Raw genomic sequence first — 12608 nt, forward strand, 5'->3', positions numbered from 1 at the left:
GGCCCTTGAGCTGGCCGTTTTCGTAGGCCTCTTGCAGCAGGTCGCCCAGGTTGGCTTGACCGTCGCCTTCGGTGGCGTTTTCGTTGGCGCGGGCGATTTCCAGTGCCGTGGTCAGCGGGATAGTGCCGCGTTGCACGCCCTCGATCAGGCGCTCCTCCCCCTGGTCGAGCAGGAACACGATGTCTTTGACGTACTTGGGCGATAGGCCCGTCTTCTGAATGATGATCTCGGCGCTGTAGCCGCGTTTGCGCAGCACTTCGATGTCGGCCAGCGGCACAGCCGAATGAGGACTGGAAGACATTGCGAAATCGCGTCAAGGAAGGCTGGACATCTTGGAGCGCGCCATAAGCCCTAGGTAGCGCGAAGGGTTAATTCTCCAGTTGCGGTAAGGCGCAGCAAGTAAGTTCCGTGGCTACTGGTCGTTCAAGTCGGGGGGCCTGCCTCCGGCCTAGCAAGACGCGCGACGATATTGCCCTTGGACTCGCCGCCCAGGACTAAAAGTCCGCAAAGCTGTCACTGGTGAACTTCAGCAATCAGCCTACAGCCGCCTTAGCCATCCTGGTCGACCCGCGTGCAGCGATAGCAGACGTCGGATCACATGCCTAAGCTGTCTACTGAAGGCCAAAACCGGCCACTAAAATTTTATTTGTGTCAAAGTTTGGAGGTCATTGCCGCGCAAGATAAGGCGTAGTCGGCAAGGGCGACCTGAACTGCTGTCGCTTCTCCCAGCGCCGTTGCCACTATGACCGTTATCTTTGGATGCGCTAGGGAGAAACGATCGACGGCCTCGGTCAAATCGGTTTTGATGTGTTTTCCGCTAGCCCAGAACATGGGCACAACAACAATAGACTGTTCGCCCGCTTGGGCCAATGCGTTTAGCGCATCGGACAATTCTGGCTCCATGAATTCCAAAAACGCCAGCTTACAGTAGCCGGGATGTTGGTCCGAAATGCGCTGGCATACCTTGTCAAGCGGTTCCCGCCAAGCGGGGTCGCGCGAGCCGTGGGCGAACAAAAGCAAAGCGGGGGGGCGTGAGTCGTTCATGCAGCGCATCTCATTGGGATGGGCGAATTCTCTTTTAATGCACGCAAAGCAGTCAAAACATCGCCTACAGCGATGATGCAAGGGCTGCTGAGTCCTTCGGCATGCAAAGTGTCGTGCAAAGCATCCAAGGTGGTCACAGCATGGCGTTGGTCATGGCGACTGGCGTTTTGTACCACCGCTACCGACGTTTGCGCAGGCAAGCCTTGAAGTAAACTTGCTTGAATTTGAGCAGAGCGGCTGGTGCCCATATAAATCAACAAAGTGATGCGCTGCTGGTGGCATAACTGCGCTACGCTGGGCCAATCCGGCCCCTGGGCGCCAGGTTGAGCGTGACCAGTCATAAAAAGCACACCTTGAGCATGGTCGCGGTGTGTCAAGGACACGCCCAAGCCTGTCATAGCAGCTTGACCCGAAGTGATGCCATTAACAACGTCTGCATCAATACCTACTTGGCGCAAGTTCTCGACCTCTTCCCCACCCCGGCCAAAGATGAAGGGGTCTCCTCCCTTCAGGCGCACGACATGTTCTCCTTCAAGTACCGCGGTGATCATTAGTTTGTCAATGAATGCCTGCGGGGTACTCTTGCAGCCGCCACGTTTACCTACATGCACGATACGAGCGTTTGGCGACGCATGCTCAAGTACAGCGTCGTTCACCAGATCGTCTACCAGCAGCAAAGTGGCACTGGCAATTGCCTTGACCGCTTTGAGGGTCAGCAGTTCGGGGTCGCCTGGGCCTGCACCGACCAGAGTGCAGCGACCTTTGATGGGAGTCTTCATGGGTTCACCTCTAGCAGAATGTGTTGGACTTGAAGAGCAATTGCCTCGGGCACGGGCAGTAGGCCTTGCAGCACATGCTCGATGTAGCGAGCGGTAGCGGCAGCGTCGGTCGTGGGTAACTCGGGCACTTGTACCAGCGAGCCTTCTTTATGTTCTTGAACTCGCCGTATCTGACCGTCTTTAAAAACGTCCATGGCCGGTGTGCGTCGGGCATCGGCCACGGGCTCCCCTTCGGTGCCGCGTAGTAGCAGGGCGTGCTGGCCGGTCAAGGCAAAGGTTGCTGACATAGACAATAAATATTCGGGGTGGGTGTAGCTGCTGACCACAAGTGCATGACCATCGCAAGGATTCATCAGTTTCACTAAGCTGTGACCTGAGTTACGCAGGCCTACTGCGCGGCGCACAGCCAGCAAACGGTCCAGTCCTGGGAGCAGGACGCGTGTGGGAATGAACTGCACTTGTGCGGCCTTTGCCTGACCCACATGCTCTACCGCATTCACACCGAGGTGCGCGAATACAGCTTGGCTGCTCACGCGCTTGTCCTCGGTGGCCTCGCCGTGCACGACCACGGCCACACCCTCGCGAGCCAAAAGTAATGCTAAGAGAGGTGTGAGCACCGGCAGCTTGCGTGCACCGTTGTAGCTCGGCAGCACCACGCTACGAGTTTGACGAGTGTCTACTTTGTTCAGACGACCGTGAACGGCATCCAGAAATCCAGCCATTTCCTCGGGGGTTTCACCCTTGATGCGCATGGCGATGCAAAACGCTCCAAGTTCAAGGTCGCTGACCTGCTGGTCAATGATCTGTCCCATGAGGTCTGCGGCTTGTGAGCGCCCGATCGATCGTGCGCCGTCCTTACCGCGTCCTATGTCCTTGATGTATTGACTGATTCCCATGATCGCAATTGTTAAGAAATACAGTTAGCTGATTAGTCAATAGGTTTGTCAGCTCAAGTTCAAACCAGAGCCACCACTCGTCTTGTAATCTGACGCAATTCGGGCACGCAGGATCCGCATTGTGTGCCGCAGTGCAATTGGCTTTGCAGTCCTGCCACTCGCTCGTCTTCGCTACCACTCAGGCTTTGTAAGCAAACGGAAATCGCGTCCTCACGCACATTCAGGCAACTGCAAACCTGACGGCTAACTGGTGCGGACCCGCCCATAGGCGAATCTGAGGCAACCAACCACTGGCGAGCTGACCAGTTGAGAGGTGTGGACTCTTGGAGCAAGGTCCTGAGCCAGCGAGCCGAGCGGCTGTCACCAGCAATTAAAAAGCCTTGCAGGCTGCGCAAACCGTTTGCATCAGCTGTCGTCAAACGTACCGATCGACGCTGAACTCGGACTGCATCTTTGTAATGAAGGGTATTTGTGTCGTTCAGGTTCAGGGCTTCAGCTACTGTTTGCAGCAAGAGGTTGTCGGCAGGTGCTCGGCTGGCTGCACGTAACAGCAAACCCGTGCGTGGGGCCTGATCGGCCAGTGCAGCCGATGCATCAGTGAATGGCACCAAGTAAGCGAAGTCAAAATGTGGCATCAACTTTTGCAAGTTTTGGCGTACCGTCCACACCTGGTCGGATGGTAGCCAAGCCATGCCCATCAACTGCCATGTGGCGTCAGCCGACAGGTCAGCACGGATGATCTGTACTGCAGCATGTTTGAGTTCGGGTTGTTTGGACGTTGGGCAGTAACTAGAGGTAGTCAGTACGTTCACGCCAAAACCAGCCTCGCCATTTGCATCGCGTCCACTCAGCACCTCGGAGCCCCAATGCATGGCGATGAAGGACTGCATGGGTGCAACCTGTGCGCTGACCTGCACCGGTAACACCAGTGCGCCGCGCTTACTACGCACCTGAACCAGTTCGTCATCTGACCAGCCCATGCGCTTGGCGTCTTGCGGATTCACCTGCACGCATGGCTCCGGACTGTGGGCATACAGACGGCCAGCAGTGCCCGTGCGGGTCATACCGTGCCACTGGTCGCGCAAGCGGCCAGTGGTCAAAGAAAACGGAAACTGCGACACACGTTCTTCAAATACTGGCTGCCAAGCTACGGCTGCAAAGCGAGCGCGGCCATCGGATGTCGGGAAATGACCATCGGCGTAAAGGCGTTCTAGCCCTGATTTGGCCCCCTCGGGCAGCGGCCATTGAGCGGGACCTTGGGATTCAAGCCAGTTGTAGCTCAAACCCGTGATGTCTAAGTCGCGGCCACGGGTACTTTCGCGGTGTTCATTCCAAACCGCCTCGGGTGTGGGGTAGTCCAACAGATGGGCGTCTTGGGGGCGGCCCAACACCTTGGCCAGTCGCTTACCCAAGTCTGCTGCAATAACCCAGTCGGCGCGTGCCTCGCCCGGTGCTGCTACGGCGGCGCGTACGCGTGTGATGCGGCGCTCGCTATTGGTAACAGTGCCTTCTTTTTCGCCCCAAGTGGTCGCCGGCAAGAGCAGATCAGCGTAATCACAGGTGGCTGCTGTGGCAAAAGCTTCTTGCACCACCACAAACTCGGCGCGTTGCAGGGCGCGGCGAACTGTTTTTTGGTCAGGCATGGACTGGGCGGGATTAGTGCACGCGATCCACAATGCCTTGATTTGGCCGTCGGCTGCAGCCTCGAACATTTCTACGGCCGTCAGGCCTGCTTTAGCGGGTAAATCGGCCACTCCCCAAAGAGAAGCAACTTCAGCGCGGTGCTGTGGGTTCGCCAAATCGCGATGCGCCGACATCAAGTTAGCCATGCCGCCGACTTCCCGCCCGCCCATGGCATTGGGCTGACCCGTCAACGACAACGGTCCTGCACCAGGGCGACCGATTTGTTGGGTAGCCAGGTGCAAGTTGATCAAAGCGGCATTTTTGGCCGTGCCGTTGCTCGACTGGTTCAGGCCCTGGCAATAAAGGCTGAGGGTCGGGCTGCGCTCAGTACCGCCCTCTTGTACACCGGCAAACCAGCGAGCTGCGGTGTAAAGATCAGCCTCAAGAACACCACAAATCTGTGCCACGTGCTCAGGCGTATGGTCGGCCACCAGAGCTTGCAAAGCTTCAAAGCCACTTGTGTGGGCAGCAATGTAGGCGGTTTGCGTCCAGCCTTGGGCCAGCATGATGTGCAGCAGACCATGAAAGAGCATCACATCGGTGCCGGGTTGAATGGCCAGATGCAAGTCAGCCATGTCGGCTGTATCGGTGCGGCGTGGGTCAATCACGACCATCTTGAGCGCAGGGTTGGCGCGTTTGGCGTCTTCGATACGGCGAAACAAAATCGGGTGTGCCCAGGCCGCATTGCTGCCCGCGATGAAAAGGCACTGCGCATGAGCAATGTCCTCGTAGCAAGCGGGTGGAGCGTCGGCACCTAAAGTCATCTTGTAACCCGCAACTGCGCTGCTCATACACAGGCGCGAGTTGCTGTCGATGTTGTTGGTGCCTAAGAGGCCCTTGGCCAGCTTGTTGAAAACATAATAGTCTTCGGTAAGGAGCTGACCTGAGATGTAAAAGCCCAGAGCGTCGGGTCCATGGCTTTGTACGATGGCGGCGAGGCGCTGGCTGGCCATGTCCATGGCCGCGTCCCAGCCCAGCGCTTGCGGATCTTGGCCACGCGACGACCGCCATTGGGGAGTGAGAAGTCGGGTTTGCGTTGTGACCTGCGATGCCGCTGTCAAATGCAGCGACTGACCTTTGGTGCACAAACGTCCGAAGTTTGCCGGGTGCTCTGTGTCACCCCGTACACCAGTTATCTGCGCGCCACGAGATTCGATCACTACACCACAGCCCACGCCGCAATAAGGGCAGGTTGATTTGGTTTCTCGGGTGATAGGGATCATGATCGAGAAATCAGGCTGAGGTTGTTTTGCGTAAAACAGGGCCTGCAACCGGCCGTGTCAGGTCAATTGCGTGGGCGAGTAATTCGTCGGTGTTTAGGAATACAACGCCGTTATCAACCTTCACTTCAAAGCGAGGCGTGCAGCCTTCGTCGGGCGCTTGCGCTTGTCCGTCACACAGGCCAATCGTCCAGTTGTGCAGCGGGCAGGCCACGCTGGTTCCAAACACAATGCCTTGCGACAAGGGGCCGCCTTTGTGCGGACAGCGATCGAGCAGGGCGAACACATCGTCGGCATCATTGCGGAACACGGCCACGTCGATGCCTTGGTCACGCGCTACGCGGCGCGAGCCCAGCACCGGGATGTCTTCCACCCGGCAAATTTCTTTCCATGCAGTCATGGGTTTCCTTGTCTAGTGTCAGGCTGTCGTGAGTGGTTCGAATTGGCGGGTGTCCACCTTGGCCTCTTGTAAGTCAAACCAGGGGTCTGGCTCTCCTTCAAGAGCAGCTTGCAATTTGGCCCATAAGGCTTTACGTAAGGCTTCATCTTCAAGAATTTTTTTCTTCACGTAGTCAAGGCCCACGCGGTTGATGTAATGCACCGTGCGCTCCAGGTACCAGCCTTCTTCGCGGTACAACTGCATGAAGGCACCGGTGTACTCCAGCACTTCTTCGGCAGTCTTGAGCTTGGTAAAAAAGTGCGCTACCTCAGTTTTGATGCCGCCATTTCCGCCTACGTACATTTCCCATCCGCTGTCGACACCGATGATGCCAACGTCTTTGATGCCTGCTTCGGCACAGTTGCGTGGGCAACCCGATACGGCGAACTTGACCTTGTGCGGCGCGTACATGCGCCACATGGCTTTTTCGAGGTCCTTGCCCATCTGGGTGCTGTCTTGTGTACCCATACGGCACCACTCACTGCCTACACATGTCTTCACCGTTCGCAGGGCTTTGGCGTAAGCGTGACCGCAAGGCATTCCGATGTCTTTCCATACATCTACCAGATCTTCTTTTTTGACGCCCAGTAAGTCGATGCGCTGACCACCTGTAACCTTGACGGTAGGGATTTGGTATTTGTCTACAACATCGGCTATTCGCCTCAGTTCGGCAGCGGTGGTCTCACCCGCCCACATGCGCGGGATCACACTGTAGGTGCCGTCTTTCTGAATGTTGGCATGGCTGCGTTCATTGATGAAACGGCTTTGTGGATCATCTTGCGCCTCTTTCGGCCAAGTACTGATCAAGTAATAGTTGACTGCTGGACGGCAACTGGCGCAGCCGTTTGGAGTTCGCCAGTTCATGTGTTTGAAAACGCTGCCCACGGTGAGCAATTTTTGTTCACGGATGGTGTCACGCACTGCCTGATGACCATGCTCAGTGCAGCCGCACATGGGCTTGAGCTTGGGCGTTGCCGAATAGTCACCGCCAGCAGTGAACATCAAAATTTGCTCAACAAGTCCGGTACACGAGCCGCAACTTGCACTGGCCTTGGTTTGTTTACGAACTTCGTCCAGTGTAAAAAGGCCCTTGTCCTTGATGGCTTTGCAGATCGCGCCTTTGGTTACGCCATTGCAGCCGCAGACTTCGTCAGTGTCGGCCATGGCAGCGGCTTTGCTTTGGCCCTGATGACCGACATCACCGATATTGGACTCACCAAACATCAGCTTGTCACGGATATCGGCCACGCTGCGTCCATCACGCAGTAGCTTGAAATACCAGCTACCGTCGACAGTGTCCCCGTAAAGACATGCCCCCACCAGTTGGTCACCCTTGAGCACCAATTTTTTGTATACGCCGCCTGCAGGGTCACTCATCACGATCTCTTCAAACCCGTCGCCCCCCATGAAGTCGCCCGCGCTGAACAAATCGATGCCTGTGACTTTGAGCTTGGTGGAGGTCAAAGAGCCTGTATAGCGGCCAATGCCGAACTCGGCCAGGTGATTCGCCAACACTTTGCCTTGTTCAAACAGAGGGGCTACTAGGCCGTATGCAACGCCACGGTGCGCCGCGCATTCGCCGACGGCCCAGATCCGTGGGTCTGTCACGGTTTGCAGGGTATCGCTCACCACGATGCCGCGGTTCACATGCAACCCCATCTTTTCGGCCAGTGCCGTGTTAGGGCGAATGCCTACGGCCATGACCACTAAATCGGCGTTAAGTTGCGTGCCGTCTTTGAATTCAACTTGGCTTACGCGGCCGCTGTCGTTACCGACCAGAGCAGCCGTTTGTGCGCTCATGCGGAACTGCATACCGCGCGCTTCAAGTGAGGCTTGCAGCATTTGCGCGGCCACCTTGTCGAGTTGGCGTTCCATCAGCCATTCGCTCGCATGCACCACGGTCACCTGCATACCACGCTTCATCAGGCCATTGGCCGCTTCCAGGCCCAGCAGGCCGCCGCCAATCACTACGGCATGCCTATATTGCGTGGCTGCGTCAATCATCGCCTGTGTATCAGCGATATCTCGGTAAGCCAAAACGCCTTGTAGATCTTTGCCTGGTAAGGGCAAGATAAAAGGGTTGGAGCCAGTAGCCATCACCAAGCGATCGTAGGCAACGGTGAGCTTTTCGCCTTGCTCGTTTTCTGCGCTCACGGTTCGCTGGACCCGGTCTATTTCGGTCACTTTCCAGCCCGCGTGCAGCTTGATGCCGTTGTCGGTGTACCAAGCCCAATCATTGAGTACGATTTCATCCAGTGTTTGCTCACCTGCTAGTACGGGCGACAGCAAGATGCGGTTGTAGTTGGGGTGCGGTTCGGCACCGAACACGGTGATGTCGTACAGATCAGGAGCCAGCTTGAGCAGTTCCTCGATAGCCCGGACTCCGGCCATGCCGTTGCCGACCATGACCAATTTCATTTTTTCTTTGTTGTTAACGCGCATGTCCATGGTGTTGTCCTTAAGCGGTCTTTTCCACATGCGCCTGGCGTGTGTACAGGAAATCGATCACTGCCTTACGGTAGCGCTGGTATTCGGTGCTTTCGGCCAATTCAACACGCTGGCGCGGACGGGGCAAGTCCACGCGCAATACCTCTCCAATCGTGGCAGCGGGTCCATTGGTCATCATCACGATCTTGTCGGACAGCAGTACGGCTTCGTCCACATCGTGTGTAACCATGACCACCGTGCTTTGGGTGCGGGCCACAATCTCCAGAAGTTCGTCTTGAAGCTTGGCGCGAGTCAGGGCATCTAGCGCTCCAAAGGGCTCGTCCATCAGCAGCACTTTGGGCTCCAAGGCCAGCGCGCGGGCAATGCCCACTCGCTGCTTCATACCGCCTGAGATTTCGCCTGGGCGTTTTTGTGCAGCCGGGGTCAGGCCCACCATGTCCAAAGCTGCATCGGTGCGCGCCTTGAGTTTGGCCTTGGTCTCGGTCTTCCCAAATACACGCTCGATGCCCAGGTGAACGTTGTCAAAGCAAGTGAGCCACGGCAACAGTGAATGGTTTTGAAACACCACTGCGCGCTCTGGGCCTGGGCCTGCAATTTCGCGGTTGGCGCAAAGCAGGACTCCGGCAGTGGGGGTAGTCAGACCAGCGATCAAGTTGAGCAAGGTGGATTTGCCGCAACCGGAATGGCCAATCAGGGCTACGAACTCGCCCTTGGCGATATCCAGGTCGATATCCCGCAACGCCGGAAATAATCCTTTGTTGGTTTTGAAGGTCTGCTCAACGCCTTGAATCTGGATGTATTTGCTGTCATGGTTCATGATTTGACATCCTCAAATGTGAAGGCTGTGGCGATACGGATCAACGCCAATTCCAAGATCAAACCCACCAAACCGATGACAAAGATGGCGATGATGATGTTTTTTACGTTCAGGTTGTTCCATTCGTCCCAGACCCAAAAGCCAATACCTACGCCGCCCGTGAGCATTTCGGCAGCCACGATCACCAGCCAGGCTGTGCCCACAGCTAAGCGGACGCCGGTCAGCATGTAGGGCAAAACAGCAGGAAAGAGGATCTTGGTGGCAATCTTCCATTCAGACAGATTCAGTACCCGCGCTACATTCAAGTAATCCTGCGGCACTCGCTGAACGCCCACGGCGGTGTTGATGATCATTGGCCAGATAGAGCAGATGAAAATAGTCCAGATGGCCGCCGGGTTAGCACCTTTGAACACCAGCAAGCCAATGGGTAACCAGGCCAGTGGGGACACCGGGCGCAGTAAGCTGATGAGCGGGTTGAACATGCGCGAGAGAAAGGTAAAGCGTCCGATGACAAAGCCCGCTGGGATACCAACAATTGCAGCCAAGCCAAATCCCACAGCCACCCGTTCGAGCGACATCAGAACGTTCCATCCCACTCCCTGGTCGTTAGGACCTTTTCGGTAAAAGGGGTCGCTGAAGATGTCGATGGCTTGCACACCCGTTTCATAAGGGCTGGGAATGCTGCCCTTGGTTGTGATGGACACCAATGCCCAAATGCCAATCAAAAGGCCCAGGCCCATGAACGGTGGCATTACCGCCATCCAAAAGTTGTTCCATTTGCGTGAACGTTGCATTTGCGTGGCAGCCTTGGCTGTGGCTGCTGCAAGTTCTGCGGTAGTCGGAGGGACTCGCTTTACGGGGGCAGTCTGGCTGCCAGTGGGTGAATGGAAAACGGCGCTGACCATACAGTTTTCCTTCACGCCTTGATTTTGAAGCCGTCTGCGTACTTCTTGGGATCTTTACCGTCCCAGACCACGCCATCGATCAATTTGTGACTGCGCATGTCACTTTTGGGAACAGACGCCTTGGCGGCTGTCGCCGCTTCTTTATACAGAGCGATTTGGTTAATTTGTTTGGCCACACCCAAGTAATCGGGGTGATCTTTAAGCAAGCCCCAACGTTTGTGCTGGGTCATGAACCACATGCCGTCAGACAGGTAGGGGAAGTTCACCGTACCTTCGTTGTAGAACTTCATGTGATCCCGATCGTCCCAGGTCTTGCCCATGCCGTTTTGGTACCGACCCAAAATGCGCTGGTTGATTGCGTCCACGCCCGTGTTCACATACGACTTGTCAGCCACGGTTTCTGCCATCTTGAGCTTGTTTTGCAGGCTGGCATCTATCCACTGGCCTGCTTCGATGATGGCTGCCGTAACTGCACGCGCTGTGTTGGGGAATTTCTTGACGAATTCGGCGGTGGTACCCAGCACTTTTTCTGGGTGATCCTTCCAAATTTCTTGAGTCGTTGCAGCTGTGACCCCAATTCCGTCCATGATGGCGCGATGGTTCCATGGCTCGCCCACGCAAAAGCCGTCCATATTGCCCACGCGCATGTTGGCCACCATTTGCGGAGGCGGAACGGTAATGACTTTGGCGTCTTTCATAGGGTTGATGCCATAAGTCGCCAGCCAGTAGTAAAGCCACATGGCGTGCGTACCGGTGGGAAAGGTCTGTGCGAAGGTGTATTCACGTTTGTCACTGGCCATCAGTTTGGCCAGGCCCGCGCCATCAGCCGCGCCCTTGTCAGCCACTTTCTTGGACAGTGTGATTGCCTGACCGTTGTGGTTCAGGGTCATCAGAACTGCCATGTCCTTTTTCGGACCCGACAAACCTAAATGCACGCCATACACAAGACCGTAGAGCACATGAGCAAAGTCGAGCTCACCATTGACCATCTTGTCGCGCACACCGGCCCAGCTCGCTTCCTTGCTCAGCACGAACTTCACACCATGTTTGACATCCAGCCCTAAGACTGATGCCATGACGACGCTGGCGCAATCGGTCAGTGGTATGAAGCCGATCTTGACCTCTTTCTTCTCTGGCGCATCTGAGCCAGCGGCGTGGACCACCGACCGCAGTGCGGGCGAAACGCCTGCTGCGCCTACGGCTGCGGCCTGTAAGACGGTGCGGCGGTTAAAACTGGTTTTCAGAATGTCGATCATGGCGAAACTCTTGGTGAGGTTTTGAAAACAAAAAAGGCGTCCTCATGTCGTTGGCGCCTGGTGTGCAGGGCGCGAACGCATGGGGACGCCTTTGTCCGGTGTGAGTTCACCCGCCATTGGGTGAGTTCACGTTTGACCTTCATCGGTCTTGTTTCAATCATTGCAAGCCGCGTGCCAGGGTTTTATTGGGTTACGTGCCCTGAATTCGAATGATTATTTGGTTTGGGCACCGTTGGGGAGCATTGGTGTGCACCAATCTGGTGTGAACATCATCCAAGCAACTCAGCCATTTCGATCATTTGTTGTGCGATTTCGGCCAGCTTCACACCTTTGTTCATCGCCGTTTTACGCATACGGGCATAGGCTTCTTGTTCGTTCAGACCTTGACGTTGCATCAACAAGCCCTTTGCGCGGTCAATGAGCTTCCTATCGCTCAGTTCCGACCGGGCGCTGTCAAGTTCTGCCAGTAAGGCCTGCTCGTGCTTGAACCGGGCTAGCGCTACCGTCAGGATCGGGTGTATGCGCTCCGGTGCCAGACCAGCAACGATATAGGCTGTCACGCCTGCAGCCACAGCTTCGTTAATAGGCCGTGTGTCACTGTCATTGGTGAACATCACGATGGGACGTCTCTCGTCGCGTGTGGCCATGACTACATGTTCCAGCGCATCGCGGGCGTCGCTTTCAGCGTCAACGATCACCATGTCGGCTTGTAACTGGGCCAACCGCTCAGTCAAAAATACATCTGCGGGTAAGGTGGCCACTAGGTTGTAGCCCGCTTCGAGCAGGCCAATACGCAGAAGACGCGATCTTTCTTCAGTTGCCTGTGCCTGCTCATCCCCGTCTGACACTAAAGCTGGATCAGAAATTATTACAACAATTCTTAAAGCTTCAACCATGCATCTTTCGATGCAATAAACATGCCGATGCATCACAAGCTGTTTTTCCTAAGCCTGATCCGACGGCACGGCTCTTGCTGAAAATTTATTAGTCAAAGTTGACGGTAGAAGTGACGTTGAAAATGAATTACGAAAAGATGAAAAATTCAGGATTGCTAGAGTCGGTCAGTGTGTTGTTTGGCTTTGAAAACTGAGCCACTTTGATGGGAATTTGCATCCAAATTT

Annotated in this window: 11 protein-coding genes; all 11 read right to left on the minus strand. The window is 55.7% G+C overall.

What is annotated here, in order from left to right; all coding sequences use genetic code 11:
* The coding region (locus ABWQ00_RS14850) for a plasmid partitioning protein RepB C-terminal domain-containing protein (protein ID WP_353239436.1) at positions 1-301 on the minus strand (301 nt) is incomplete at its 3' end.
* A gap of 350 nt (positions 302-651) precedes the next feature.
* Positions 652-1044, minus strand: coding sequence for a sirohydrochlorin chelatase (locus tag ABWQ00_RS14855; RefSeq protein WP_353239437.1), 393 nt, complete (start codon positions 1042-1044; stop codon positions 652-654).
* Positions 1041-1823 (minus strand): uroporphyrinogen-III C-methyltransferase, encoded by a 783-nt coding sequence (cobA, locus tag ABWQ00_RS14860; protein ID WP_353239438.1) that lies wholly within the window; start codon positions 1821-1823, stop codon positions 1041-1043. Before cobA ends, ABWQ00_RS14855 begins: the two co-directional genes overlap by 4 nt.
* Complete coding sequence (gene ybiB / locus ABWQ00_RS14865) at positions 1820-2719, minus strand: DNA-binding protein YbiB (protein ID WP_353239439.1); 900 nt, start codon at positions 2717-2719, stop codon at positions 1820-1822. Before ybiB ends, cobA begins: the two co-directional genes overlap by 4 nt.
* A 59-nt stretch (positions 2720-2778) precedes the next feature.
* Entirely contained in the window at positions 2779-5625 is a 2847-nt protein-coding gene (locus ABWQ00_RS14870; RefSeq protein ID WP_353239440.1) for a nitrate reductase, read from the minus strand.
* 10 nt (positions 5626-5635) lie between these two features.
* A complete protein-coding gene (gene nirD, locus ABWQ00_RS14875) occupies positions 5636-6022 on the minus strand; it encodes a nitrite reductase small subunit NirD (protein WP_353239441.1) in 387 nt (128 codons plus the stop codon).
* Positions 6023-6040: 18 nt separating this feature from the next.
* Positions 6041-8509, minus strand: a complete 2469-nt coding sequence (nirB, locus tag ABWQ00_RS14880) for a nitrite reductase large subunit NirB (RefSeq protein WP_353239442.1) — start codon at positions 8507-8509, stop codon at positions 6041-6043.
* A 10-nt stretch (positions 8510-8519) separates the two neighbouring features.
* A complete protein-coding gene (locus tag ABWQ00_RS14885) occupies positions 8520-9326 on the minus strand; it encodes an ABC transporter ATP-binding protein (RefSeq protein WP_353239443.1) in 807 nt (268 codons plus the stop codon).
* Entirely contained in the window at positions 9323-10231 is a 909-nt protein-coding gene (gene ntrB / locus ABWQ00_RS14890) for a nitrate ABC transporter permease (RefSeq protein WP_353239444.1), read from the minus strand. Before ntrB ends, ABWQ00_RS14885 begins: the two co-directional genes overlap by 4 nt.
* Positions 10232-10242: 11 nt before the next feature.
* Positions 10243-11487 (minus strand): CmpA/NrtA family ABC transporter substrate-binding protein, encoded by a 1245-nt coding sequence (locus tag ABWQ00_RS14895; protein ID WP_353239445.1) that lies wholly within the window; start codon positions 11485-11487, stop codon positions 10243-10245.
* A gap of 269 nt (positions 11488-11756) precedes the next feature.
* On the minus strand, positions 11757-12383 hold the full coding sequence (locus ABWQ00_RS14900; protein ID WP_353239446.1) for an ANTAR domain-containing response regulator: 627 nt from the start codon (positions 12381-12383) through the stop codon (positions 11757-11759).
* Positions 12384-12608 lie beyond the last annotated feature (225 nt).

The organism is Limnohabitans sp., from assembly GCF_040400975.1.
Lineage (GTDB): Bacteria > Pseudomonadota > Gammaproteobacteria > Burkholderiales > Burkholderiaceae_C > Limnohabitans_A.